Annotated in this window: 25 protein-coding genes; 7 read left to right on the top strand and 18 right to left on the bottom strand. The window is 74.0% G+C overall.

Annotated elements, in window-relative coordinates:
* Positions 1-243: 243 nt before the first annotated feature.
* The 5 genes from P3H78_RS07630 to P3H78_RS07610 form a co-directional block, all read right to left on the bottom strand.
* Entirely contained in the window at positions 244-714 is a 471-nt protein-coding gene (locus tag P3H78_RS07630; RefSeq protein WP_313884388.1) for a PDZ domain-containing protein, read from the bottom strand.
* Positions 715-1,112: 398 nt separating this feature from the next.
* Complete coding sequence (gene cyc2, locus P3H78_RS07625; protein WP_276108054.1) at positions 1,113-3,314, bottom strand: germacradienol/geosmin synthase Cyc2; 2,202 nt, start codon at positions 3,312-3,314, stop codon at positions 1,113-1,115.
* A 234-nt stretch (positions 3,315-3,548) separates the two neighbouring features.
* Positions 3,549-4,727, bottom strand: a complete 1,179-nt coding sequence (locus P3H78_RS07620) for a damage-control phosphatase ARMT1 family protein (protein ID WP_276108053.1) — start codon at positions 4,725-4,727, stop codon at positions 3,549-3,551.
* A gap of 73 nt (positions 4,728-4,800) precedes the next feature.
* On the bottom strand, positions 4,801-5,448 hold the full coding sequence (locus tag P3H78_RS07615; protein ID WP_276108052.1) for a ScbR family autoregulator-binding transcription factor: 648 nt from the start codon (positions 5,446-5,448) through the stop codon (positions 4,801-4,803).
* 71 nt (positions 5,449-5,519) lie between these two features.
* A complete protein-coding gene (locus P3H78_RS07610) occupies positions 5,520-6,653 on the bottom strand; it encodes a ScbA/BarX family gamma-butyrolactone biosynthesis protein (protein WP_313884387.1) in 1,134 nt (377 codons plus the stop codon).
* Positions 6,654-6,826: 173 nt separating this feature from the next.
* Between P3H78_RS07610 and P3H78_RS07605 the strand changes: the two genes are divergently transcribed.
* The 4 genes from P3H78_RS07605 (at position 6,827) to P3H78_RS07590 (ending at position 10,646) form a co-directional block, all read left to right on the top strand.
* A complete protein-coding gene (locus P3H78_RS07605; RefSeq protein ID WP_276108051.1) occupies positions 6,827-7,474 on the top strand; it encodes a ScbR family autoregulator-binding transcription factor in 648 nt (215 codons plus the stop codon).
* Between the two features lie 3 nt (positions 7,475-7,477).
* Complete coding sequence (locus tag P3H78_RS07600; protein ID WP_276108050.1) at positions 7,478-8,326, top strand: NAD(P)H-binding protein; 849 nt, start codon at positions 7,478-7,480, stop codon at positions 8,324-8,326.
* Positions 8,327-8,593: 267 nt separating this feature from the next.
* Entirely contained in the window at positions 8,594-9,844 is a 1,251-nt protein-coding gene (locus P3H78_RS07595) for a cytochrome P450 (protein ID WP_276108049.1), read from the top strand.
* A 37-nt stretch (positions 9,845-9,881) separates the two neighbouring features.
* Positions 9,882-10,646, top strand: coding sequence for an enoyl-CoA hydratase/isomerase family protein (locus P3H78_RS07590; protein WP_276108048.1), 765 nt, complete (start codon positions 9,882-9,884; stop codon positions 10,644-10,646).
* A 28-nt stretch (positions 10,647-10,674) separates the two neighbouring features.
* On the opposite strand, the gene P3H78_RS07585 is transcribed toward P3H78_RS07590, so the two are convergent.
* Positions 10,675-11,325, bottom strand: coding sequence for a Tat pathway signal sequence domain protein (locus P3H78_RS07585; RefSeq protein WP_276108047.1), 651 nt, complete (start codon positions 11,323-11,325; stop codon positions 10,675-10,677).
* A 666-nt stretch (positions 11,326-11,991) separates the two neighbouring features.
* Between P3H78_RS07585 and P3H78_RS07580 the strand changes: the two genes are divergently transcribed.
* Together P3H78_RS07580 and P3H78_RS07575 are read left to right on the top strand one after the other, a co-directional pair.
* Positions 11,992-12,693 (top strand): DUF6230 family protein, encoded by a 702-nt coding sequence (locus tag P3H78_RS07580; protein ID WP_276108046.1) that lies wholly within the window; start codon positions 11,992-11,994, stop codon positions 12,691-12,693.
* A gap of 4 nt (positions 12,694-12,697) precedes the next feature.
* Positions 12,698-13,219 carry a DUF6114 domain-containing protein gene (locus P3H78_RS07575; RefSeq protein WP_276108045.1) on the top strand — a complete coding sequence of 174 codons (522 nt, stop codon included), beginning with the start codon at positions 12,698-12,700 and terminating at the stop codon, positions 13,217-13,219.
* Positions 13,220-13,239: 20 nt separating this feature from the next.
* Here P3H78_RS07575 and tatA read toward each other — a convergent pair whose 3' ends face one another.
* From tatA to P3H78_RS07560, 3 genes are all read right to left on the bottom strand, one after another.
* Entirely contained in the window at positions 13,240-13,494 is a 255-nt protein-coding gene (gene tatA, locus P3H78_RS07570) for a Sec-independent protein translocase subunit TatA (protein ID WP_276108044.1), read from the bottom strand.
* Between the two features lie 65 nt (positions 13,495-13,559).
* On the bottom strand, positions 13,560-16,412 hold the full coding sequence (locus tag P3H78_RS07565; protein ID WP_276108043.1) for an HAD-IC family P-type ATPase: 2,853 nt from the start codon (positions 16,410-16,412) through the stop codon (positions 13,560-13,562).
* A complete protein-coding gene (locus P3H78_RS07560) occupies positions 16,402-16,758 on the bottom strand; it encodes an ArsR/SmtB family transcription factor (RefSeq protein ID WP_276108042.1) in 357 nt (118 codons plus the stop codon). The genes P3H78_RS07565 and P3H78_RS07560 overlap by 11 nt, the downstream gene beginning before the upstream one ends.
* Positions 16,759-16,988: 230 nt before the next feature.
* Here P3H78_RS07560 and P3H78_RS07555 point away from each other — a divergent pair, with 230 nt between their 5' ends.
* A complete protein-coding gene (locus P3H78_RS07555; protein WP_276108041.1) occupies positions 16,989-17,444 on the top strand; it encodes a tellurite resistance TerB family protein in 456 nt (151 codons plus the stop codon).
* Between the two features lie 58 nt (positions 17,445-17,502).
* Here P3H78_RS07555 and P3H78_RS07550 read toward each other — a convergent pair whose 3' ends face one another.
* From P3H78_RS07550 to P3H78_RS07510, 9 genes are all read right to left on the bottom strand, one after another.
* The gene (locus P3H78_RS07550) at positions 17,503-18,426 is read right to left on the bottom strand and encodes an ABC transporter substrate-binding protein (protein WP_276108040.1); all 924 of its coding nucleotides are present in this window, start codon (positions 18,424-18,426) and stop codon (positions 17,503-17,505) included.
* A 196-nt stretch (positions 18,427-18,622) separates the two neighbouring features.
* On the bottom strand, positions 18,623-19,291 hold the full coding sequence (locus tag P3H78_RS07545) for an ABC transporter permease (RefSeq protein WP_276108038.1): 669 nt from the start codon (positions 19,289-19,291) through the stop codon (positions 18,623-18,625).
* Positions 19,288-20,022 carry an ABC transporter permease gene (locus tag P3H78_RS07540; RefSeq protein WP_276108037.1) on the bottom strand — a complete coding sequence of 245 codons (735 nt, stop codon included), beginning with the start codon at positions 20,020-20,022 and terminating at the stop codon, positions 19,288-19,290. The genes P3H78_RS07545 and P3H78_RS07540 overlap by 4 nt, the downstream gene beginning before the upstream one ends.
* The gene (locus P3H78_RS07535; RefSeq protein ID WP_276108036.1) at positions 20,019-21,149 is read right to left on the bottom strand and encodes an ABC transporter ATP-binding protein; all 1,131 of its coding nucleotides are present in this window, start codon (positions 21,147-21,149) and stop codon (positions 20,019-20,021) included. The genes P3H78_RS07540 and P3H78_RS07535 overlap by 4 nt, the downstream gene beginning before the upstream one ends.
* Before the next feature lie 277 nt (positions 21,150-21,426).
* The gene (locus P3H78_RS07530; RefSeq protein ID WP_276108035.1) at positions 21,427-21,795 is read right to left on the bottom strand and encodes a DUF6479 family protein; all 369 of its coding nucleotides are present in this window, start codon (positions 21,793-21,795) and stop codon (positions 21,427-21,429) included.
* Positions 21,796-21,977: 182 nt separating this feature from the next.
* Positions 21,978-22,385, bottom strand: coding sequence for a peptide-methionine (R)-S-oxide reductase MsrB (gene msrB, locus P3H78_RS07525; RefSeq protein ID WP_276108034.1), 408 nt, complete (start codon positions 22,383-22,385; stop codon positions 21,978-21,980).
* 14 nt (positions 22,386-22,399) lie between these two features.
* Positions 22,400-23,788, bottom strand: coding sequence for a UDP-N-acetylmuramate--L-alanine ligase (gene murC, locus P3H78_RS07520; RefSeq protein ID WP_276108033.1), 1,389 nt, complete (start codon positions 23,786-23,788; stop codon positions 22,400-22,402).
* A gap of 85 nt (positions 23,789-23,873) precedes the next feature.
* Positions 23,874-24,347, bottom strand: a complete 474-nt coding sequence (locus P3H78_RS07515; protein ID WP_276108032.1) for an indole-3-glycerol phosphate synthase — start codon at positions 24,345-24,347, stop codon at positions 23,874-23,876.
* Positions 24,348-24,760: 413 nt separating this feature from the next.
* Positions 24,761-25,588: a pyrimidine reductase family protein gene (locus P3H78_RS07510; protein ID WP_276108031.1), complete on the bottom strand. Its 828-nt coding sequence runs from the start codon at positions 25,586-25,588 to the stop codon at positions 24,761-24,763.
* Positions 25,589-25,595 lie beyond the last annotated feature (7 nt).

The following is a 25,595-nucleotide window of genomic DNA, read 5'->3' as shown; positions in this document are numbered from 1 at the left end:
CCACCGCGGTGCCGTCCGGCCCGCCGCGCAGGCCGGTCCCGGCCGCCCACCGCCGCCGGGCCCGCGGGAGGGACGCCGATGGCGCAGGCGGTGCGGCCCGTGCGCCCCGGAGCGGCAGAACACGGCAGGACCCGGCGGCACGGCCCGGCCGGGCAGCCCCGGTCGGGGCCGTACGGCGGGGCTCGGCGCGGGCGGGTTCGTCGGGTCCCGGACCCGTGGTGTGCGCAGGGCCGGATACCGGCGTCAGGTGGCCACGCCGAGAGCCGCGGTCAGTTGCCGGTGGGCGCCGCTGCCGTGCCGGACGGTGAGGAGGACCGGGTGTCCCGGGGCGCTGCGCGCGACCGCTCGCGCGAGGTCCGCCGCCGAGCGGATCCGGGTCCGGCCGAGCGCGAGGAGCACGTCGCCGCGGACGAGGCCCGCGGTGTAGCCGGGGCCGGGCACGTGCACGGCGACGACCCGGGCGCCCGGCCGGACGTCGTCGTCGGCGACCTCGATGCCGAGCGTCGTCCGCACCGGCTCCGGGGCGGCGTCGGCGGGGGCCGGGTGCGAGCCGGTCGCGCCCTGTCCCGGCAGGGTCGCCGGGGCCCGGGCGGTGGGAGGCCGGCGCGGCGGTTCGGTCGCCCGGCTCGCCCCCAGCACGGCGGCGCCCACCGCTCCGAGCCCGACGCCGGTCAGGAGCAGGAGCACTCCGGCACCGAGGCCGAACAGCACCACGGCGCGCCGACGGCCGGACCGCCGGGCGCGACGCGGCCGGGCGGCACCGGACCCGGACCTGGACCTGGACCCGGTGCCAGTACGCGTACCGGTGCCGGTACGTCTGCCGGTGCCGGTCCGCGTGCCGGTACGAGGGCCGGTGCCGCCGGGCTCCTGACCCGGCATCGGTCTGGGACGCAGCGCAGTCTGTTCCATGGATCGCCTCCGGGTGGTGACTACCCCGGCGGCCCGCCCGCCACGAGCCACGAACGGGTGACGCGCGCGCCCCGCGCCGCCCTCCACCGCGCCGCGCCGTGCGCCTGCCGTGGCGCGCCCCGGGGCGGGGACACGGGGCGGGGACACGGCACGGCACGCGGGCACCGGGCGGCTCGGCCGGACGGAGCGGCCCGGGAGACGGGTCAGCCCACCGGGACCGCGGGAGGACGGCCGGGCAGGACGGGCGGACGGCCCGGCAGGAACAGGTGGGCCCTGCGGGAGAGCCACTCGTCCTTGTAACGGTCCACGCTGCGGTGCCAGTTCAGGATCCCGGCCATCCAGTTCTGCAGGTCGGCCACATAGCCCCGCATCACCGCGCGCGCCTCCTGCGACAGGGCGAAGTCGTCGTACACGAGCGGCAGTTCGTGGGCGACGACATGCTCGAACTGACGCATGCGCTGGGTCATCAGATCGTGGACGACGTCGAGTCCGGCCGGGTAGTCCAGCCCGAAGAAGTTCTGCACGACGAGGACGGCGTTGTGGATCTCGCCCTCGTACTCGATCTCCTTCTGGTACGAGAACACGTCGTTGAGCAGGCAGGCGTAGTCGACGGCGGCGTTCTCCAGGGAGCGGACCGGGCCGCTGCGGTACACCTCGGGCGGGATGGCCGGACCGTGCCCCGCCCGGCACATGCTGAGGGTGAGGTCGGAGCCGAAGGTGGCGCGCCGCATCTCCAGGTAGTCGACGGGGTCGGGGATCCGGTTCTGGAGCTGGTTGGACATCTCCCACACCCAGCTAGCGGTCATCACGTCGACGGCCTGCTTCAGGGTGCGCCGCTGGTCGGGGGTCATGTCCTTCGTCGTGCGGACCCACAGGTCGCACAGGGCGCGCTCCATCGCGTCGACCGGGACGAGCGTGGTGCCGCCCTCCACGGGCATGCACTCCGACAGCCGGGCCGTGGTGACCTTCGCGGCGGCCAGGTCGCGCCGGTGCCCGTAGACGAGCGGATAGTAGTCGTCGCCGTAGGTGCCGAAGGCGAGCCACTGCGCGCTCAGGTCGAGCGCCTCGGCCGTGGCGTCCGGGTCGAGGCCCGCCGAGCACAGCGCGAGGTCGTAGGCGGCGAGCTTGTCCTCGTCCCAGACGCCCTCGGACAGGATGCCGGTGCGGTGGCACCACTCGACGAGCCGGCGCCGGGCGCCGTCCAGGTGCCCGCTCAGCTCCAGCGGATAGGGCATGTACAGGTCGGGGATGAGGGAGGGACCGACCTTCCGGTACGGCACATGGGTGTAGTTGCGGACCCTCCCCCACGTCGCTGCGGGGTCCGTGGCGCCGGACGCGGCGAGCAGGGCGCCGATGCCGGCGGCGGAGGTGCCGGGGCCGGTGAGGCGCTGCCAGGGCACGGCGGCCGACCGCGCCCCCTCGTTCATGTAGCGGCTGGAGCGCAGGTGCCATTCGTGGCCGCCGGACTGCCAGTCCTGGAGGCCCTTGGCGTACGCGGCCACCGCCGCGACCTCGGCGGGGGTGAGGCCCTGCTCGACGGCGAGTGCGGGCACCTCGGTGAGCGCGGTGTGCTCGAACTGGTGCAGACGGGAGGTGAGGACGTCGTTGACCGTGTCGGCGGCCTCCTGCGTGGTGCAGCCGAAGAAGGTCTCCAGCACGAGGACGCCGTTGCTCAGCTCGCCCTCGTCCTCGACCTCGCGCTGGTAGGAGAAGAGGTCGTTGCGCAGGTGCACGGCGTCGGAGAAGGTCTCCATGAGCACCCGCAGCGGCCGGGAACCGGAGACCTGGGCGGGCACTTCGGCGGTCGCGTACTCCACCAGGCCGGCCGACCAGGGGGCGCCGCCGACCTTGCGGCGCATCTCGATGTACTCGACGGGGTTGGCGATCCTCCCCTCGTTGATGTTGGACAGCTCCCACAGGGACTCGTTGAGCAGGTGCTCGGTGGCGACCGCGAACCGGCGCCGCCAGTCGGCGGACATCGCGGGCACCGTGCGGGTCCACAGGTCGGCGAGGCCGGCCTCGACCGGGTTCCGCGGCTCGGGCACCGGCGTGGACAGGTCCAGCGGCATGAAGAGCGGCAGCCGGTCCAGGTAGGCCTTGCCGCCTGTGCGGTCCTGGGTGCGCTTGAAGGTCTCCAGGAAGTGGTCGTCGAAGAAGAAGACCCACACGTACCAGTCGGTGATCAGCGACAGCGCGGGACCGTCGCAGTCGGGGTGGGTGTAGGCGCAGAGCAGGCCGTAGTCGTGCGCGTCGAGATCGGCCTGCTCCCAGATCCCGGAGCCTTCCAGCATGCCCGTGTCGCGGGCCCACTGCGTCGAGTGGGCCCGCGCCTCCTCCACGTGCGGGTTCAGCCGCGCGGGATGGGGCATGTAGAAGTGCGGGAGTTCGAAGGGCTGCTGCGTCATGGCCGGGCCCTACCCGTGCCCCTCGGGCGCCATCCACCGGCCCCCCGATGGTCACACCATCGCGTGAACCGACCCGTGAACCGGGGACACTGCCCGCCGTCGCCGGTCCGGGCCCCCGCCCGGCCGCCCCGGTGGGGTGAGCGGCCGCCGGGGTGCAGTGCGCCGAGTCCCCGTCAGGGCGGTATACCCCTGCAGTGCATGGCCGTCGGGACACTCCCGTGTGGTGCGGGTCCGTCAGGGCGCGAACTGGATCAGCGCGTGGGTGCCGCCGGTGCGCCAGGTCCCGGCCCCGCCGTCGTCGAGGGCGGCGACCGTGTCCGGGGCGAGGCCGGTGATCACGTCCGACTTGAGGGTGCGCAGGGCCGCGACCGGCCCGGGGAAGTACGCGGTGACGTCGGCGAAGGCGGTGGTCGGGGGCCAGAGCCGGTCCCCCACCAGGCGCCGGTAGTTGAGGTCGCCCTTCAGCACGGTCAGCGCGGCCCGTGCGAAGTCCTCACGCAGGTCGCCGGGCATCTCCGCGTACGGCAGCGGGGCGCAGGAGAAGGGATGCGCCCGGATCGTCAGGCGCCCGTCGGTCAGGGCGGCCCACAGCCGCCGTCCGTGGTCCGCGGCCGCGCCGTCGGCCGCCCGGATCCGGCGCACGGCGTCCACGACGTCGGCGGTCGTGGCGTCGGAGACGTAGTACGGGTACGGCTTGACGTGCAGGACGGCCCGTGCGATCCGCTCCTGGGCGAGCAGTTCGGTGACGAGGAGGAGGTCGGGGACGAGTTCGCGGCCCGCGTTGTCGGCGACGAGGCAGAGCGTGCCGGTGCCCGACGGCGGGAGCAGCGCCCACAGGGCGTCGCTGTCGTCGGCGACCAGGCCCTGTGTGTCCGGGCCGGCGCCGGCGCCCGCGGCGGACAGCCGGAAGCCGAGGTCGGCACGGTTGCCCCAGAGGGAGCCGTGCAGCAGGGCCCGGGCCCGCTCGTCCGCGGGGCGGCCCTCGAGCGCGTCCAGCGCGTCCAGTTCGCGGCCGGTCTCGGGGGCGTCCAGCTCGGCGAGCTTGGCGGGGCGGAAGGGGTCGATGCCCTGCCAGGGTCCGGTGCCGAAGTGGCCGACGGCTTCGAGGAGCCGGCGGTAGAAGTAGCTCTCGGACCACAGCCACGGCACGTCGAACCAGGAGCGGCCCGCGTACCGCGCCAGGCCCCAGCGCTGCCAGCGGTCCCGGTCGGGGGCGTGGTCGGGCAGCGGTTCGACGACGCCTGCGGCGCAGTTCTCCAGCAGCGTGTCCAGGGCGGCCCGTTGCTCCGGGCCGTACGGGAAGGCCGCGCGGACCTGCCGGACGATCGCGGGGTGCCGCTCGGCGAGCACGCCGTGCGGGAACGAACCGGGCTCGTTGCCGAGCAGCACGGGCGCGGAGGGGGTCTCGGGCATGCGCCTCACCGTACCGGGCGGGCCGCCCGCCGCCCTTCCCGCTCGCCGCGGCCCGGGCGGCCCGGGCGGCCCGTCAGGCGATCGCGATCTCCCGCTCCAGCTGGGTGATCAGGGTGAGGTAGCGGGGACGCCGGTGCACCGGGACCAGGCCGCGGATCAGGAGGTGCCACATCTCCGCCGTGCGGCGCGGCAGCCGCGCCACCGGCTCCAGCGGCCGGCCGGCGATGCGGGTGCCGACGAAGAAGCAGACCAGCGAGTGCGCGACGGCCTGGACGTCGACCTCCGCGTGCAGGTCGGACTCCCGGACCGCACCGTGGAGTTTGCGCGTGGCGATCTCCAGCCACTCGGTGAACGGGTGCCGCAGGGGCGCCCGCACCTCGACCCCGCCGGTGGCGAGCCGGAGACCGGCACGGGTGACCGGGCCGTCGACCGACAGCCGGGTCAGCGCGAAGGTGATCCGCACCAGCGCCTCCAGCGAGGAGCAGCCCCGCCCGTCCACCTCGCTCATCACCTGGTGGGCGGCGTGGGCCTGCAACTCCATGATGGCGTGCGCCAGATCCTCCTTGGCCGCGAAGTGGAAGTACAGGGCGCCCTTGGTGACCTGTGCGTGCTCCACGATGTCGCTCAGGCTGGTCCGTTCGTAGCCGCGCCGGTCGAAGAGGTCGGCGGCGGCCGTGATGATCGTGGCGCGGGTCTGCTCGGCCCGTAACTGCCTCGGCATCGATGGATCACTCCCGGGGCTGTAAAAGAACGGGGCATGCCGTTTGTTTCTGACTCCCCGTACACGATAGCTCACCAGACCGCGGCGTCCACCCGGCAGGCGAAGACCGTCGACTCGCCCTGGATCCCCACCAGGTGCAGTTCGCCGCCGGATGCGGCCTCCGCCTGGATCCACGTGGGGCGATCCAGCTCCGCGTACCGGTGGAAGGAAGCCTGGAAGGAGGTGGGCGGGCGGGTGGAGGCCCCCAGCAGGCAGGCGGCCTGGCGGGCACCTTCCAGCAGGAGCATGCCGGGGACGTGGTCGAGGGGGTGGTCGAAGAAAACGGGATGCGCGGTATCGACGCGCAGTTGCCAGCGGTCCCGGCGCCGGGTGGGGGCGAGGACGACGTCGGCGTCCAGGGTCCGGTGCACGGCCGCGGCCTCCACACCGGACGGCACCGGCAGGGCGCTCACGGATCCGGGCGTGCGCCCCCCGCGCAGCCTGCGGTAGGCGGCCGCGCCCACACTGGTGAAGGACACCCGCGCCGTCGCCGCCCGCCGGTCGTCCCGCCACACCTCGACCTCGTAGCGCAGCGCGGTCGAACGTCCGCTCCCCGCACGGGAGAAGGAGACCTCCAGGTCGGTTTCGGCGGGTGCCGGGCCGACGGCGAGGTGCTTCGGTTCCGTGGTGACGTGCAGCTCCTGGAGCACGAACTGGTGGCCCAGCGGGACGCCGTACTCGGTGTGGGCGAGGAGCGTGCCGCTCTGGCGGACCGTCTCCACGACGAGCAGCGGGTCGTGGGCCGAGCGGTCCGGCGACACGTGCAGGGGGTGGGCCCGCGGCCACTGCGCGGAGACGGTGAAGCGGTCCTCGCCGGTCCTCGTCCAGCCGGTCAGGAAGGTCTCGGACAGCGCCGCCCGGTGCACGAGTTCACGGGGAACGGTGGCGGTCATGCCCTTGGCGTGCACGTCGACTCCGCGCTCCTGTATGGACGTTGATGCGGTCACGGACGTCCCGGCGGCCGGCGCGGGCCCCTTCTCCGCATCCGGTGCGGGGGCGTTCGCGGTGGCGGACTCCGGGGCCGCGCCGGGTGCGTTCTCCCGGTCCGCGGCGGCCGGGTCCGGTGCGGTCCGGTCCGGACCCGGCGGATCCGCACGCGCCGACGTAGGCTTCTGCGAAGCCGTCGTCGTCGCCGGGAACTCGGCGAGCTGCCGGAGTCGAGGCATGTGGCCCTCCTTGGTCCCCCGATGCGATGACAGACGGCAAGGCGTCTGCACAAGTGAGCGCTAGAGTACGAGCCGCCCGGTTTGCTTTCAATGAGATCCGGGGACCGGGCCGTGCGCGACTGGTTCGGCGCACCAGTGTTGACCGGCCGACTCGGCGCAGTGGAGGGGTTCTCGTGGCGAAGCAGGAACGCGCCGTCAGGACGCGCAGAGCGATCCTGGAAGCCGCCGGAGCGGTTTTCGACGAGCACGGATACACGTCCACCACCATCGCGATGGTGCTGGAGCGCGCCGATGTCACCAAGGGCGCCCTGTACTTCCACTTCCCGTCGAAGGAGTGCCTCGCCCAGGCGGTGCTGGACGAGCAGGTGCCGTTCGGGACGGTGCCGTCGCAGCCGAGCAAGCTGCAGGAGATCATCGACACCACGTTCGTCGTGGCCCACCGGCTCCTCGGCAACGCCCTGCTCCGCGGCAGTGTCCGGCTGACGGTCGACCAGTGCGCGCCTCCCGGAGTCGACCACACCGGGCCGTTCCTGCAGTGGGCCGAGCACCTCATGACCCTGATGGGAAAGGCCCGGGAGCAGGGCGAGTTGCTGCCCACCGTGGAACCGCGCGACACCGTGGAACTGCTGGTCGGCGCCTTCGCCGGGATCCAGCTGATGTCCCGGGCGCTGACCGGGCGGGACGACCTCGGGCACCGCGTCTCGGTGCTGTGGGGCCACATTCTGCCGGGTGTCGCGGTGCCGGGCCTGATCGGCGGCTTGGACGCCGCGCCCGACCGGGGGGCCCGCGTCCTGGCCACCATGGACGCGGACGGCCACTGACCCGTGATCCTGCTGACCGGAGGCACCGGCACGGTCGGACGGCTGGTCTCACGCCGGCTGTCCGGCACCGCACCGCTGCGGCTGCTGACCCGGGACCCCTCCCGTGTCGCACCCGGCCCCCGACTCGACGTCGTGGGCGGCGACTTCGCGGATCCGGCCGGCCTGGAACGGGCACTGACCGGGGTGCGCACGGCGCTGCTGGTCACCGCGGATCCGCTCGCCCCCGCCCATGACGAGAACTTCCTGACGGCCGCGCGGCGGGCCGGGGTCCGCCACGTGGTCAAGCTGTCGGCGCTGGCCGTGACGGACCCCGCCGCGGACGACCTGATCACCCGCTGGCAGCGCGGCAACGAGCGGCTCCTGCGCGCGTCGGGCATGTCGTGGACCCTGCTGCGCCCGCGTGCCTTCATGTCCAACACCCTGAGCTGGGCACGCTCGGTCCGCGAGGAGGGCGTGGTGCGGGCGCTCGGCGGCTCCACGGCCGGCGCGACGGTCGACCCCGGCGACATCGCCGAGGTGGCGGCGGCCGCGCTGCTGGACCCGGACGGGCATGCGGGGCGGACCCACGCGCTGACCGGCCCGGAGCCGATCAGCCCCACCGCGCAGACGGCGACACTGGCCCGGCTGCTCGGACGCCCCGTGGAGTTCGTGGAGTTGACCGTGGCGGAGGCTCGGGTCGCGCTGCGCTCCCGGTACCCGGCCCCCCTGGCCGACGCGCTGCTGGCGAGCGCGGAGCGCGGGCGGGCGGGGGCGAAGACCGACGTGCATCCCACGGTGCCGGCGCTGCTCGGCCGGCCCGCGCGCAGCTACCGGGACTGGGCGGCGGACCACCTGGCGGCGTTCGGCGGCTGAACCCGCACCGGGCCGCCGCGTCCGGGAAAGAGCGTATGGCGCCGTTTTGCGCCTCCCCGCACGATGCGGAGCAGGCGACCGGCCGTGCCCCGAAAAGACCGACGAGGAACTCGCGGACAAGTGACGCCACCCGGCAACAATGCCTCACCAAACCACGGAACGGGTGACTCGCATCACAGCACAACTGTCCGGCATATGCATACGCGTTCGGGCGCCGGGGTATGCAGGGCTCGCGATTATTCTGTGATCTTTCGAGAAGGAGTTGCCTTGGGTTCCCCCGTGACCGCCCCCATCGACCGACGCACGCTGGTGTCGCTGTTCGCCCGGCTGCGGACCGGCGGCGGCCAGGCGAACCCGCTTCCCGCCTACGACCGTCTCATGGCGATGGGCGAGGTCGTTCCGGCACCGTGGGGCGGACACCTGGTGACCTCCTACCGACTGTGCCGCCGCATTCTGGCGGACAAGTCGTGGAGGGTGCCGGATCACCAGTGGCGCAACAGCCGGAATGACGCGGCCCGATGGAGGACGCCCGCGTCGCAGCAGATAGGAAATTCCCTTCCGATGCTCAATGCGCCTCTGCACACACGTGTGCGGGGATCGGTGGGAAATCTCTTCCATCCGAATTCCATAGCAGCGCTGGAACCCTCCATAGAAAACACGGTCGAGACCTTACTCGATCAGTTCGCCGGCCAATTGCGCCAGGGGCCGGCGGATTTCTGCGCGCTCGTCAGTGAAGAACTCCCGGTCGTCACGATCGGCCGGTGGATGGGACTGCCCCCGTCCGACTACGCGCTCCTGCGCGACCTCACCCACGATCAGGTGCACACGCAGGAGCTCTTTCCCACCACCAGCCAGCTGGCACTCTCCGACGCCGCGACGGCCCGTCTCCGCCGGTACTTCTCCGACCTGATCCGGGAACGCCGGAGGAGGCCGGGGAACGACCCGGTCTCGATCTGGCTCCGCACGTGGGACGACCTGGAACCGGACCGCTCCGTCGCGGACGCGGCCGTCCACGCCCTCGCCCTCTTCATGATCCTGGCCGCGCTGGAGACGACCTCGCACGTCCTGTCGGACGCCGTGCGCCTGCTGCTGGAGAGCCCCGGTCAACTGGAGCTGCTCCGGAGGGACCCCGGCCTCGTCCCCGACGCGATCGAGGAGGTCCTGCGCTACGACGCGCCCATCCACATGATCAGCCGCGTGGCGGGCGCGGACACCGAACTCGGCGGGGTGTTCGTGCCGGCGGGTGAGATGGTGCAACTCATGGCCGGCGCGGCGCACCATGATCCGGCCCAGTACGCCGACCCCCACCGCTTCGACGTCCGGCGCCGGGCTCCCCACCTGAGCTTCGGTGCGGGCGCGCACTACTGCCTGGGCAGTGTCCTGGCCCGGCTGGAGGCGAAGGTGCTGCTCACCTCGCTGATCCGGCGCGGCATGCACCTGCGCATCAGCACTCCCCCGCAGTGGGCCCCGCGCGTCGCCTTCAGGCGCCTGGTGTCCCTGCACCTGACTCCTGCCTGACCCTCCCGGGCGCCTGAGAAACGAGACGGAACGCGACATGGCCAGTGACTACAAGACTCTTCGTGTCATCGACGAAGGGCCCCTGCTCAGAGTGGAGTTGAACCGGCCGGAGACCGGCAACGCCATATCCGGCGAGGTCCTCGGTGAGCTGCTCGACGTCCTGACCGCCCTGGAGGACGACGGCACCGTCCGCGTGATGGTGCTGTCCGGCGCGGGGGACCACTTCTGCCAGGGCGGGGATCGCAGCGAGTTCCCGGCGCTGCTCGCCGAGGACCCCTCCGGCGCCGCGCTGCGCGCGCTGGCCCACCGGGCCCAGCGTGTCTGCGAGGCGCTCTCGAGGCTGGGGGTGGTGACGATCGCGCGGCTGCAGGGCGACGTCATCGGGGCCGGCCTGGGGCTGGCCGTCTTCTGCGACCTGCGCGTCGGCGCGGACACCTGCCGCTTCCGGATGCCGGAGGTCGGCCTCGGGGTCCCGCCCGCCTGGGGCGGGGTGCTGCCCCGCCTCGTCGAGGAGGCGGGGCAGGCCCGGGTGCGCAGGCTGCTGCTGACGGCCGAGCAGTTCGACGCGGCCACGGCGGAGAGTCTGTCCCTCCTGCACGAGGTCGTCCCGCCGGACGGGCTCGACGCGGCCGTGACGCGCTGGGTGAAGCCGATGCTCCGCCGCGACCCCACCACCCTGCGCATCACGAAGACCATGCTGAACGCCCGGGCCAACGCGGCCCAGCTCTCGGTCGGTTCCTACTTCGACGCGGAACTGCTGACGTCGGCGGCCACCAGGAGGGAACTGACGCGCAAGCGGTGACGCCGCGCCAGGCCGGGCCGCCCGGGTCTCAGTTGACCGAGACGGGTGCGCCCGCATCGGTCACGGGGGCGTACCGGGCGGTGAAGTAGCCGGCGGCGAAGCACAGCGACGACCCGGACACCTTGGTGAACTGCTGGTTGGTGAAGGCGATGCTGCTGTCGGCGTTGTCGGCCCGGCCGGTCAGGCCGGGGGCCTGGTAGACGCAGGTGATGCTGCCCAGCAGGGTGCGCAGTCTGACCGTGGTCTGGACGGTGGAGCCGCTCGCCGGGGCCACCGCGAGGGTGCCGTCGGAGGCCACGGTGGCGGTGTACGGGAGGTGGTCGACGGTGATGCCGCTGACGCCGAGGACGCCCGTGACGTTGCTGGTGCAGTGGGTGCTGTCGAAGGTGTGCGCGGTGACCGCCTCGGTCGCGGTGCCGGGCGCGCCCGGGTTCGCGGTGACGGCGGCGGTGAACCGGGACGCGGTGCAGGAGACGCCGCTGGTACCGCTCGCGCTGGAGTAGAGGGTGGCCGTGGTGCCGCCGGCCAGCGGTGCGGTGAGCACGTCACCGGCCGCCACGGCGCTGCCGCCGGGCCCGCCGGTGGTCAGCACGGCGCCGTCGGCGACGGCGGTGCCGGCCGCGGGGAGCGTGAGGGCGGCGACCGCGGCGGCGAGGACGAGGAGGGAACGCGTAGGCATACGGGGGTACCTCGTTTCCGAAGGTGGGGGGTCGGGTGCTGCGGGCGGCGTCCGCCGGCGCCGGCCCGGCACGCCTTCTCCGTACGTGGCGGGCCGGCGACGACGGTCGGCCGGTGACCGGCCGGAGGCCCGGGGGAAGACCTCCGGCCGGGCCGGGCGGGACGGGCGCGCGACGCGGACCGGCCGAGGGGGCGGGGCGTTCCGTGCCGTACGCCCCGAGGGGGCGGGACAGGAGTGGGCTGCGTGCAGCGCACGCCGGAGCGGGACTGCACATGGGAGCGCGGGCGGTGCCGCGCGGCGGATCCGGCGCCACGGATCCGGGAGTGGTCAGGCAGAGTTGTAGCCCCGGGGTGCATCAACGTCAAGTAAATGAACGGGAGTTGACCGGAAGGTTCGGCCTTCGAGCGGCCATGCGCCGCCGTGACGACACTCGCACACCGGGACGGGCACGCATCGGCCGCACACCGTCGTCACCGTTCTTTCACACAAGCCTTGACCCGCGTTGTAACCATCGGTAACTTCCTCGGCGACTGCTGCGGCAGCACCGTAAGGCCCGTGCCCCCGCCGGCAAGACGGCGCCGGGGCACGCACCCGCAGCCGCCGTCCGCGCCAGGACGCACACGCTCTGACCTCCGACCGCACTGACCATGCCCACAGGAGCAGACCATGGCCTCGTCCCCGGACCCCACCCCCCACACGGACGGCACGCCCGCACGACCGGACAGCGGTTCCGCCGCCGGCACCCCGCAGGACGCCGCGGCGCCGGAGGGCGGGGAGCGGCGCGGCCGTGTCCGGCTGCGCCGTGCCGCCGTCCTGGCGGTGCCCGCCGCCCTGGTCGCCGCGGGCCTGGCGGTCCTCACCGCACAGGGCGCGTTGGGCGTGCAGTTCGCGATCTCCGGCATGCCGTTCACGGTGACCGCGACCGAGCTGGACGGCACCGGCTTCGAGCAGTTCGGCGGACTCGACGACATGGCCGAGGGCAGCCCCAACGCGGGGGACACCGGCGGGCAGGTCCTGGTGGTGACCTCCGCCATCAGGAACGCCACCCTGACCCGGCTGTGCCAGAGCGTCGACCTCGGCGGCACCAACCTGCTCATCACTGCGGGCTCCGGCACGGACAAGGTGTCCGCGACCGACCTGACGACCGACTCCAGCGAGCTGTCCGGCGACGCGGCCTTCCGGCACATCGAGATCGGCAACGACGCGAGCACGCTCACCGAGGCGGGCGTGCAGGGACCGAAGGGCGTCTTCAGCCAGCAGGCGGACACGGTCCGCATCGCCCATCTGCGGCAGACCAACTACGCCACCACCGCAGCCGTGTTCAGGCTTCCGGGGCTCAAGCTCCGGTTCAGCGGATCGGGTTGCTGAACCGGTGGCGGACGACGCGCCGCCGGGGACGCCGGACGGGCCCGCCCCGCGGGCGCCGCGAGCGGCGGTCCGGCGGCCGGGAGCGCGGCGGGCCCTCGGCCGCTGGCGGGGGCGCCGCCCCTTCTGGGGCGGGGTGCTGCTGACGCTGGGCGGGGCGGAGACCCTGCTCACCGAGAAGGCGTCCCTGAAGGTCGTCCTGCACATCGGCATGCAGGGACTGGCCGGGTACCTGCTGCCGGTGCTGATGGCACTGTGCGGCCTGCTGATCCTCTTCCACCCCGCCCAGCGCCTCTTCTACTCCCTGGTCGGCGTCCTCGTCTCCCTGGGCAGCTGGCTCACCTCGAACCTCGGCGGCTTCCTCGTCGGCCTGCTCCTCGGCGTGACCGGCAGCTGCCTCGCCTTCGGCTGGCTGCCGGACCAGGAGCCGCGCCGCCGCCACCGGCCGGGGGGACGGGTCCGGGAGCGGGACCCGGCCCCGGCGCCCACCTCGACTCCCCCACCGGCTCCCCCGGCCTCGGCGGGCTGACGCCCGCGGTCAGCCCGCGGTCAGCCCGCGGCGGCCGGCGGCTCCGCCGCGGCGCGGGGCTGCGACGTGTCGGCGGCGGTGCGCACGGCCGTCGGCTCGACCGGCGGCGTCGCGCCGTCGCCCTCGTCCTTCATGGCCTTGGCCTCGCTCTTCAGGATGCGCATCGACTTGCCCAGCGCCCGCGCGCTGTCCGGCAGCTTCTTCGAGCCGAACAGCACGATGACCACGATGGCCAGGACCAGCAGGTGCCAGGGTTCGAGTCCGTTGCGGAGCATGGCCCGCCCTCCCTTTCCTCACGTTCTTCGGCGTGCTTCCCTGCCGGCCCGAGCGGCGACAGTTGCTACCTTGCGCAACTGTACAACCCGCTTCGGGGCACCCGAAGACGCCGTACGGCGGCGACCAGGGCGAGGGCGTACGCGCCGAGGACCGCGGCGAGCAGCACGTAGTACGGCAGCGGCAGCGCGGTCATGCCGAGCGGTGGGCCCAGCGGGCCGACCGGCAGGAGCAGCCCGACGACGGCGAGGGCGGCGGCCGCCCACCCGACCGGCCCGGGCCCGCGCCGCCCCGCCCCGCCGCGCCCGGTGCGCAGCAGGACCATCACCAGGGCCTGGGTGAGCAGGTTCTCGGTGAACCACGCCGAGTGGAAGACGACCTCGTCGTTCAGGGCGTCGGGGCCGCGCAGCGCGGCGGCCAGGACGGCGAAGGTGGCGAGGTCGGCGACCGCGTTCAGCGCGCCGAAGCCGGCGATGAAGCGCAGGAAGGCGCGGGGCCGCAGCACCGTGGGGCGGCGCAGGGCCGCTCCGTCGGGACGGTCGGCGGCGAAGGCCGACTGGGCCGCGTCGAAGCAGAGGTTCTGCACGAGCACCTGCGCCGGGAGCATCGGCAGGAAGGGCAGCAGCAGGCCGGCGGCGAGCATCGCGATGACGTTGCCCAGGTTGGAGGAGAGGGTGACGCGCAGGTACGAGGCGATGTTGCCGCTGGCGTGCCGGCCCGCCGCGACGGCGTGCCCGATGGCGGTCAGGTCCTTGTCGGCGAGGACGACGTCGGCGGCCTCGCGGGCCACGTCGCGGGCGTCCCGCGGTGCGATGCCGACGTCGGCCGCGCGCAGGGCGGCCACGTCGTTGGCGCCGTCGCCGAGGAAGCCGACGGTGTGCCCGGCGTCCCGCAGGGCGGTGACGATGCGCGCCTTGTCCTCCGGGGTGCACCGGGCGAAGACGGTGGCCCGGAGAGCGGCCTCGCCCGGGCCGCCCTCGCCGTGGTGGCCCCGGCCCGCTCGGTGGGACTCGTCCTCGCGGGCCGCGCTCGTCCGTCCGTCCCCGTTTTCGTCCCCGTCCCCGGTGCCGGCCGCGCGGCCCATGACGTGCACCGCTCCGAAGGCGCCGGTCCCGGCGGCCACCGTCATCGGCACGCCGCTCGGAACCGACACGTCCGCGCCCGCGCCGGCCGGACGGGTCCCCGCGGCCTCGGTCCGGTCCGGACCGGCCGCCTCCCGGCCGTCACCGCCGGGCCCCGCCCCCCGGCCCTCTCCCGGCCCCGGGTCGAGGCCGAGGCCCAGATCGCGGCAGGCGCGGGCCGCCGTGCCCGGGTGGTCGCCGGTGAGGACCTTCACCGTGACGCCCGCGTCGGCCAGCCGGCGCAGCGCCTCCGCCGCCGTGGGCGCCAGAGCGTCCCGGAAGGTGACGAGGCCCCGGAAGGCGAGGCCGCGCTCGTCGGCCGGGGTGTAGGCGCCGGTGCGGGCCGGGCGCTCGGCGGTGGCGAGGGCGAGCACCCGCAGCCCGGCGTCCGCCTCGCGCGCGGCGAGCGCCCGCAGCCGCTCCCGCTGCGCCTCCTCCAGCACGCAGCGCTCCAGGACGTCCTCGACGGCGCCGCGCACCACGAGGAGGTGGGTGCCGACGCCGTCGCGCATCACGGCGGTGGCGAGCCGCCTGACCGGGTCGAAGGGCACGGCGTCGACCCCGTCGTACTCCTCACCGGCCCGGCCGGCCGCCTCCAGGAGCGCCTCGTCGAGCGCGTCGGGCGCGGGCAGTTCGGCGAGCTGGAGGGTCCACCAGGCGCCCGCGGCGGCCCGGCGCAGCACGTCGGGGTCGTCCCGGCCGTCCGCGTCGAGGGCGCGTTCCACCACGGGCCGGTCCTGGGTGAGGGTGCCGGTCTTGTCGACGCACAGCACGTCGACGGCGCCCAGGTCGTGCAGGGCGGGCAGCCGCTTCACGATGACGCCGTACGTCCGGGCCAGGTGCCGGGCCCCGCGGGCGAGCGAGGTGGTCACGAGGACGGGGAGCATCTCGGGGGTGAGGCCGACCGCGACCGCCACGGCGAACGGCAGGGTCTCCAGGCCGCGGCCACGCAGCGCCGCGTTCGCCATCAGCACCAGCGGCGGCGTCAGCAGCATGAACCGGATCAGCACCCAGGAGATGCCGTGCACCGACCGGTCGAAGGCGCTGGGTCCGGCACGCCCGGCCGCCCTGGACCGTCCGGCCGCCGGGCCGTGCGCGGCGGCGAGCCGGGTCCGCGCGCCGGTCGCGACCACGACCGCCGTGGCCGTGCCCGTGGCGACGGCGCTGCCCTGGAAGCACAGGTGGGGCTGGGCGAAGGGGCCCGGTGCGGGCCCGTCGGGCACCTCCGCGGCCGTCTTGGGGACGGGGGCGGACTCACCGGTGAGGGCGGCCTGGTGCACCGTCAGACCGCGGGCGCGCAGCAGCCGTACGTCCGCGGGGACGAGGTCGCCGGGGCCGAGCCGGAGGACGTCGCCGGGCACCAGCTCGGCGACCGGGACCTCGCGTTCCCGCGGCCGTTCCGGCCCGGTGGTGCGGCGGAGCACGGTGGCGGTGCCGGAGACCAGTTCGCGCAGCGCGGCCGAGGACCGGTCGGCGCGGTACTCGCCGGCGGCCCGCAGCACGCAGCTGACGGCGACCAGGCTGAGGATCACCGCGGCCGTCGCCCAGGAGGCGACGAGCGTGGAGACGCCGCCGAGGCAGAGCAGTACGGCGGTGAAGGGGTCGCGCAGGCCGTGGACGCAGCGGGCGGCCCAGGAGACGGTGCGGACCTCGGGGACGGTGTTGTCGCCGACCGCGGCGAGCCGTGCCTCGGCGTCGGCGTCGGTGAGCCCGCGCGGGCTGCTGTCGAGCTCGCGGAGCACCTGCAGGGGTGTGCCGTCGGGTGCGGCCGGGCGGGCCGCCGCGACCTCAGATGCCATGGAGGCGGCGCGCCGGGGCGTCGGCCCGCGCGGCGCGGTCGGTGAGCCGGGCGAGGGCGAGCCGGACGACGTCGACCACGTCGGGGTCGTCGACGAAGTAGACCTGGCGGCGGCCCTCGCGGCGGGAGCGGACGAGTCCGGCGAGCTTCAGCTTGGTCAGGTGCTGGCTGACGGCGGGCAGCGCGCCGCCGACCCGCTCCGCGAGTCCGGTCACGTCGCTCTCGCCGCCGGCCAGCGTCCACACGAGGTGCAGCCGGGCGGGCGAGGCGAGCAGGCCGAAGGCCGCGGCCGCGTCCGCGAGCACCTCGGCGGACGGTTCCTCGAAGCCACTGCCGGCTGTCGCCACCGTCGTCCTCCCTCTGCCTCTCCCCGCGGGTCCGCCGCCCGCCCGGGAACGCACCAGTCTAGGTCCTCCGGGCCGCCCGGCAGGGACCCTGGAGCGGTCCGGGGAAGGCCGCCCGGGCCGCCCCGGGGCCCGCGGAACTTGTCCGCGGGCCCGTGAGTTCCCACGGTGCTGCAGAGCGAATCCGGATCGCTCCGGCAACCGGCGACGACCGCCAGACACTTGGAGTGCACATGGCCCTGTGGGACCGCATCAGGGAATCCGCGTCGCAGATGCAGACCCAGCTCGTCGCCAGGAAGAACGACCTGAAGAGCGGCGCCTTCCGCGACGCGAGCATGGCCGTGTGCGCGCTCGTGGCCGCCGCCGACGGGACGGTCGACCCCTCGGAGCGGCAGCGTGTCGCCCAGCTGATCGCCACCAACGAGGTGTTGCAGAACTTCCCGGCCGACGACCTGCGCCGCCGCTTCGAGGAGAACCTCGGCCGGCTCACCACCGACTTCGGCTTCGGGAAGGTGAGCGTGCTGCAGGAGATCGCCAAGGCGAAGAAGAAGCCGGCCGAGGCCCGTGCCGTGATCCAGATCGGCATCGTCATCGGCGGGGCGGACGGCGACTTCGACAAGTCCGAGCAGGCGGTGGTCCGGGAGGCGTGCTACGCGCTGGACCTGCCGCCGCACGAGTTCGACCTCTGAGCCGTGCCACGGCCCCGGGTGCCGGCGGTGCGGGGCGCCCGGGGCCGTGCGCGCTGCGTCAGGCGAGGCCCTCGGACTTCAGCCAGGCCTTGGCCACCTCCAGCGGGTCCTTGTCCTGGGTCTGCACCTGGGTGTCCAGCTTCAGCAGGGCCGCGGTGTCGAGCTTGGCCGAGACGGCGTTGAGCGCGTCGGTGCCCTTCCGGTCCAGGCCCGGCTTGTGGACCAGCGGCTGGACGTTCTCGAAGCCGAAGAGGTTCTTCGGGTCCTGCAGGACGACGAACTTCTCCTTGGTGACGGTCGGGTCCGTGGTGAAGAGGTCGGCCGCCTGGACGAGGTTCTTCTTCAGGGCCGCCTGGGTCAGCGGGCCGCCCGCGTCCAGCGCCTTGAAGGACTTGAAGTGGAGTCCGTAGACCGACTTCAGGCCCTCCAGTCCCTGCTGCCGGGTCTGGAACTCGGGGGAGCCACCGATGACCAGGTCCTGGGCGGCGTCCTTGAGGTCCGCGATGGAGGACGAGGAGGTGAGGTGGTACTTCTGCGCCGTCGCGGCGTTGACCGTGACGGAGTCCTTGTCCTCGGCGGGCGAGGGGTTCAGCAGCGCCAGCTTGGGGGCGAGCTTCGCGGAGACGGCGGCCGTCGTGGCGGCGACCGACTTCGGGGCGGCCTTCTTGTCGAGGTAGGCGAGCAGTGCGCCGTTGTACTCGGGAAGGACCGTGATCGAGCCGTTCTTCAGCAGGCCGTACGTGGTCTCGCGGCTGCCGATGTTGGGCTTGTACTCGACCTTGACGCCCTTGGCCTTCAGCGCCTCGCCGTAGACGTCGGCGAGGAGGATGCTCTCGGGGAAGTTGTTGGAGCCGACGACGACCGTGCCGTCGCCGGCCTTGCCGCCGGACAGCGGGTCGTCGGTCTTGCCGCCGGAGGACGAACACCCCGCGAGCAGTGCCGCGGTGGCGGCGAGGGCGACGGCGGCCGCGCCGGAGCGCATCGTGCTTGACCTGGTGCTGTTCCGTCGAGGAGTCACGGTTCCCGTTCCGGGCTGAGGAGTTGGCATGGTCGTCGGTGTTCCAATCCAGAGGGTTCTCGGTGGTCGAGGGCGGCCGGGTCAGCGATCGGCCCCGACGCGGGCGATGCGGGTGGGCCGGACGGCTTCGGGGCGGGGCGTCCGGAGCGGAGCGCCCGGGTCAGCCACTGCGGCGCACCCCCGGCGAGACCGCCCACCGCGCGACCGCCCAGAACAGCGCGAGCGTCGCCAGCGCGAGGACCGCGACCAGGGTGGCGCCGCCCACCACCTTCTCGTAGTCGCGCTGGTAGAGGCCGTCGACGATGTAGCGGCCGAGGCCGCCGAGGCTGACGTAGGCGGCGATGGTGGCGGTGGACACGATCTGGATGGCGGCCGAGCGCAGGCCGCTGAGGATCAGCGGGAGCGCGACGGGCAGTTCGACCCGGAAGAGGACCCGGGACTCGGCCATGCCCATGCCCCGGGCGGCGTCCACCGGCGCGGGGTCGACCGAGCGCACCGCCTCGTAGGTGGTCACCAGGATCGGCGGCACGGCGAGGACGACCAGCGGGATCATCACGGGCACCAGGCCGAACCCGAGCAGGATGAACATCAGCACCAGCAGGCCGAAGCTGGGCAGCGCCCGGCCGGCGGTGGCGATCAGGGCGAGGGTGTTGCCGCCCCGCCCGTAGTGGCCGGTGAGCAGGCCGACCGGCAGCCCGATGGCGGCGGCCAGGGCGAGCGCGATCAGGGAGTAGCGCAGGTGCTCGGCCAGGCGGGCGGGGATCCCGTCGTAGCCGTGCCAGTGGGAGCCGTCGCCGAAGAAGGCGTTGACGAAGTGCAGTACGTTCACCGGGCTGCGTCCTCCAGGGCGGGCACGGCCGCGTCGGCGGGCGTGGCCGTGTCGGGCCGGGCGGCCTCGGCCACCCGCGCGGGGCGGCCGGTGCGGCGCGGCATCCAGGGGGTGAGCAGCAGGCGCAGCAGCACCAGGGCTCCGTCGGCGAGGATCGCGAGGACGGCCGTGGTGAGCACGGAGTTCACCGCGAGTTCGGGCCGGTGGTAGATGTTCGCGTCGTTGAGCAGGTTGCCCAGCGCGCCCTGGTTGCCGATCAGCATGCCGACGCTGACCAGGCTGATGCTGGAGACGGTGGCCACCCGCAGTCCGGCGATGATGGCGGGCACCGCGATCGGCAGTTGCACCTGGAGATAGCGCCGTACGGGCCCGAGGCCCATGGCGGTCGCGGCGGCGAGCGTCTCCTGCGGCACCGAGCGGACCCCGTCGACGATCGCCGGCACCAGGACGACCAGGCTGTAGACGGCGAGCGGGATCATCACGGTGAGCTCGGTCTGGCCGGTGTAGTCGATGAGGACCACGAAGAAGGCCAGGGAGGGGATCGCGTACAGCACTGTGGTCAGGCCCAGGACGGGCGGGTACAGCCAGCGGAACCGCACGCACAGCTGGGCGATCGGCAGGGCCGCCAGCAGTCCGGCGAGGACCGGCAGCAGGGCCTCGCGCAGGTGCAGCCCGATGAGGCCGAACCAGCTGTGCTGGAGGTCGCTGGGGAGGTCGAAGAAGCGGTTCATCCGGCGACCTTGGCGTCGGTGCGGTCCTCGGCGTGCGCGGCGCGGATCGCCTCGCCGACGGCCGCCTGGGAGACGACTCCGCTCACCTTGCCGGTGCCGTCCACGGCGACCGCCCAGCCGGTCGGGGACAGCACGGCCCCGTCGAGCGCGGCCCGCAGGGAGTCCCGGCCCTGCTCGAAGGGGCGTCCCGGCGACAGCAGCCGGTCGGGGTCGACCGCTCCGGCGGTCAGTTCGCCGGGCTCGCTCCAGCCGAGCGGCCTGCCGTCCCGGTCGGTGACCAGGAGGTACGGCGTGCCGGCGGCGGCAGCGGCGGCGATCTGCTCGGCGGTGGCGTCCACGTCGACCACGGGCTCCGAGGTGAGCTCCAGCCCCGCGGAGGTGAAGAAGGACAGCCGGCGGATTCCGCGGTCGGCGCCGAGGAAGTCCTCGACGAAGGGGTCCGCGGGGGCGGACAGCAGCTCGGCGGGCGGCGCGTACTGGGCGAGCCGGCCGCCGGTGCGCAGCACCGCGACCATGGTGCCCAGCTTGATCGCCTCGTCGATGTCGTGGGTGACGAAGACGATGGTCTTGCCCAACTCGCCCTGGATGCGCAGCAGTTCGTCCTGGAGGCCCTTGCGGACCACGGGGTCGACCGCGGAGAAGGGCTCGTCCATGAGGAGCACCGGCGGGTCGGCGGCGAGGGCGCGGGCCACGCCGACGCGCTGCTGCTGGCCGCCGGACAGCTGGTAGGGGTAGCGCTTCGCGAGGGCGGAGTCGAGTCCGACCCGCTCCATCAGCTCCGCCGCGCGGGCGCGGGCGCGCCGTTTGTCCCAGCCGAGCAGGCGGGGCACGGTCGCGATGTTGTCGAGGATCGTGCGGTGCTGGAAGAGGCCCGCGTTCTGGATGACGTAGCCCATGGACCGGCGCAGTGTGTTGACGGGCTGCTGCCGGACGTCGGCGCCGTCGAGGAGGATGGCGCCCTCGGTCGGCTCCACCATGCGGTTGATCATGCGCAGGGTCGTGGTCTTGCCGCAGCCGGACGGCCCGACGAGGACGGTGATCGAGCGGTCCGGGATCTCCAGCGAGAGCCGGTCGACCGCCACCGTGCCGTCCGGGTACCGCTTGGTGACTGAATCTATGCGTATCAAAACGCCGCATGCCCTTCGGATCTGGCAGAAGCTGCCCGCTCGCACCCACGGTCGCGCGGGCCGTCCGGGAGAGTCTAGACGCCGCCCCTGACGTCACCCCGGCGGTCGACGTGCCGGGATCCGGACGACGCCCGAACGACATCCGACCGTGATGGCGCAGGGGGTTTGAAATGGTTCGGACGGGTACGCCCCGGCGCCGGACCCGGGTCCCGCACGCGGACGCGACCGGGGGCGGGACCCTCGGGTCCCGCCCCCGGTCGTGCGGCCGGTGCGCCGGTCAGGTGGCGCCGGGGCCACCGCTGCCGAAGGAACCGCTGCCGCCCGGGGACCAGCGGTGGCGGTGCTGGTCGTGACTGCGCCGCGTGCCCGCGGCGTGGATCTCGTAGGGCATCAGCCGCGCGCCCTCGTCGCACGTGACCTCGTCGGGCTCGCGGAGTTCGCGGATCTCGTGGACCGCGCCGGTGACGGGGAGGTGGGGCTGCTCGGCCTCGCTGGGCCGGTCGGGCTCCCTGAGCATCACCCGGATGCCGAGCCACACGGCCCACACCAGGCCGCCGACCACGACGATGAGTCCGATGATGAAGGCGCCGAGCACGGCCCACTCGTGGGTCGTGGACGCGGCTACGACGCTGGAAGCTGTGACCATGGTGTCCCACCCGCCTCCGCCCGAGGAACGTGAAGAGTGCGGGTGACGCGGAGAACGTCACCTGTGTCACACAGTGTCCCACTGTCGCGGTGCGCCGCAAAGCGCGAGCCGCCCCCGGGAGCGGGTCGGTCCGCTTCCCGGGGGCGGTGCCGCCGGCCGGTCTCCCCGGCGGGCGGGGCCGCTCAGCCCTCGGCCGGTTCCAGCCGCAGGGAGATGCTGTTGATGCAGTACCGCTGGTCCGTCGGGGTGGGATACCCCTCACCCTCGAACACGTGCCCGAGATGCGATCCGCAGCGCGCGCACCGGACCTCGGTGCGCACCATCCCGTGGGAGCGGTCCTCCAGCACCTCGACCGCCTCGCTGTCCTTCGGGTCGAAGAAGGACGGCCAGCCGCAGTGCGACGCGAACTTGGTCTCCGAGGTGAACAGCTCCGCACCGCAGGCCCGGCAGGAGTAGACACCCCGGGTCGTGGTGTCGGTGTACTCACCGACGAAGGCGGGCTCCGTGCCGGCCTGCCGCAGCACGGCGTACTCGGCCGGGGTCAGCTCCGCACGCCACTGCTCGTCCGGCTTCTCGACGTCGTACGCCATGCGTCCTCAGCCCCTCACTTCGACAGTCGGTCCAGGATGCGCGGTCCGAGGTCGGTGACGTCGCCCGCGCCCATGGTGAGAACGAGGTCGCCCGCCTTCGCCATTCCCGCGATCACGTCCGGGACCTCGTCCTTGTCGGCCACGGCGGTCACGTCGGCGCCCGCCGCCCGCGCCGCCTCGACGATCAGGTCGCTGGTCACACCCGGGATCGGGTCCTCGCGGGCCGGGTAGATGTCGAGCACGACGGAGGCGTCCGCGAGGGACAGCGCCTGGCCCATCTCCTTGCCCAGCTCCTGGGTGCGGGAGAACAGGTGCGGCTGGAAGACGACGAGGATCCGGGCGTCACCCGCGGCGGAGCGCATGGCCTCCAGGTCGGCCGTCATCTCGGTGGGGTGGTGGGCGTAGGAGTCGATCACCTGGACGCCGGCCGCCTCGCCCTTGAGCTGCAGCCGCCGCTTGACGCCGGTGTACGCGGCGAGGGCGGGGGCGAGCTCCGCGGCCGGGATGCCGAGGGCCGCGCCGGCGGCCAGCGCGGCGACGGCGTTGTGCGCGTAGTGGCGGCCGGGGACGGAGACCGCGAAGGTGATCTGCTCGCCGTCCAGCAGGACGGTGACCTCGCTCTTCAGGCCCTGCGGCACGACGGACAGGATCCGCACGTCGGCGTCCTCGGACTCTCCGTACGTCACCGTCCGCACCGAGCCGTCCAGCCGGCGGGTGAACTCGCGGGCGCCGTCGTGGTCCGCGGCGACGACCAACGTGCCGCCGGGCACGACACGGCCCGCGAAGGTCTCGAAGGACTCGAAGATCTCGTCCATCGACGCGTAGTTGGCGTGGTGGTCCAGCTCCACGTTGAGGACGATGGCGACCTCGGGCGCGTACTTGTGGAAGCTGCGGTCCGACTCGTCCGCCTCGGCGACGAAGATCCCGCCGTCGCCGTGGCGCGCGTTGGAGCCGGGGGCGTCCAGGTCGCCGCCGATGGCGTACGACGGGTCGGCGCCCAGCTCGGTCAGCGAGACCGCCAGCATCGAGGTGGTGGTGGTCTTGCCGTGGGTGCCGGCGACGGCGATCGCGCGCAGGCCCTCCATCAGCGCGGCCAGCGCGTCGGAGCGGTGGACCACCGGGATGCCCAGCTCGGCGGCGCGGACCAGCTCGGGGTTGTCCTGGCGGATCGCCGAGGAGACGACGACGCAGGTGGCGTCGTCGGCGAGGTGTCCGGCCGCGTGCCCGACGTGCACGGTGGCGCCGAGCGCCCGCAGCGCCTCGGCGGTCGCCGACTCCTTGGCGTCGCTGCCGGCCACCTTCGCCCCGCGCTGGGCGAGGATCTTCGCGATGCCCGACATTCCGGCGCCGCCGATGCCGATGAAGTGCGGTCGGTCCATGGCGGTAGGAAGGCCGGGTGCCATGCGCGTTTCTCCCCAGATGGTGCGACGGGCGGTACGAGGACCGAGGACGGTGGGACGCCTCCGGGGACGGAGGCGCCGCCCCAGCCTATGCCTTGCTGTGCGAGAACAGTTTCAGGACCGGCACTCCCACCTTGTGGCGGGCCCGGGAGGCCCAGTCGCGGTGGAAGAACTCCTCCACGTAGTGCGGATCGGTCAGCACGATCACCTCGTCGGCCCCGGACTCCTCCACCAGGGACTTCAGGGCGTCCAGCGGATGGTCCTCGACGAGCCGGCCCACGGCCTGGGAGCCCGCCGCGCGCAGCGCCTTCAGGGACACGTCCAGGGCCTGCTCACCCGCGCTCCTGGCGTCGTCGCCCTCGGGCGTCTCCCGCTCGCGCGCCGCCTCGTCGAGTTCGCCGAGCGCGATGTCGTCGATGGCCCGCAGCAGGCGGTCGGCCTGGTCGCCGCGCGGCTGGAGCAGCACGTGGAAGGCGACCGCCTCGTCCCCGTGCAGGGTGGTGACGAACTCCACGTCGGCGGACGTCAGGGCCTTCTCGATCATCAGTACGCTTGTGAACACCGGGCGCCTCTTCTCCTTCGAGGGCCCGCGGGCCCTCTCTCCCCGTGGGCCGAAGCCCCTGCGGAAACCATCCTGCCCCGCGATCGCACGGGTACTGCCTGATTCAGTGTGCCCAGAGCCGATAGATCGGAATTGCAGATTCCGCCCGTGTCGGTCCGGGATGCCCGCCTTCGGCGCGACGGCAGGTCGCCCGCCGGGGAGAGCCGCGGGCCGAGGGTCGGGCCGGTCGGGCCGCCCGGAGCGGGTCGGGCCCACCGATGGCGGGCGGGCCGGGCCGCCCCCGAGGCGCCGGGGCCGGCAATGCGGGGTGCGTCCGCCCCGGACCGGCGTACCCGGGCCATCGGCGCGGACGGGTTCGGCACCGGAGTCCGCCGGGGCCGAGGGCAGCGGGCGGCCCGGCTCGTCCGAGCGCGTCAGGGGCGCCGGTAGCGGCTGAACAGGAAGCCGTCCTCCTCCAGCAGGGAGGCCAGGGCGAAGCGGCGGGGGACCTCGACGGACGGGCCGCCCGCGATGCGCTGGGCGTCGCCCGCCGTCAGCATCGGGGCGAGCGTCAGGCACAGCTCGTCGAGGACTCCGGCCGCCACGAACTGGCCCAGCAGCCGGGGGCCGCCCTCGGTGAGCAGCCGGGTGTGGCCGAGCCCGGCCAGCGCCCGCACGGCCCGCGCGGGGTCCACTCCGCCGCCGTCGCCCGCGACCACCACCGCGGCCCCCGCCCGCTCGGCCGCGGCGACCCGTCCGGCGGGGGCCGCGGCGCCCGTCAGGACCAGCGTCCGCACCGCGGGCGAGGTGAACAGCGGGAGGGAGAAGTCCAGGTCCAGCCCGGCACTGACCACCGCGATCGCCGGGGCGGGCCCCTGCCCGGCCGCGGCCCGCGCGGCGGCGAACTCCCGCCGGGCGCGCGCCGGGCGGTACTCCTCCCGGCGCGCCGTCTCCGCGCCGACGACCACCACGTCCGCCAGCGCCCGCAGGGTGCCGAAGATGCGCATGTCGGCGGCGCAGGAGAGGGGCTGGGAGCGCCCGTCGTGCTGGGCCGCGCCGTCGAGCGTGGACACCATGTTGGCCCGCAGCCACGGCACGCGCCCGGCGTGCGCGTCCTCGGGATAGGCGTAGGCGGCGGCCAGTTCGGCGAGGCTCCACTCCCGGTCCCTGGAGGCGCCCGTGGCGCCCGCCGCGCCGGCTCCGGGCTCTTCGGTGGAGGCCGGGGAGGCCGGCTGGTCGGGCACGGGGAACAGGCGTCGCATGACCTGC

This window comes from Streptomyces tropicalis (assembly GCF_029269835.1).
Lineage (GTDB): Bacteria > Actinomycetota > Actinomycetes > Streptomycetales > Streptomycetaceae > Streptomyces > Streptomyces tropicalis.
Note: the sequence above shows the minus strand (reverse complement) of the source record. Positions and strands in the feature narration are given on the sequence as shown.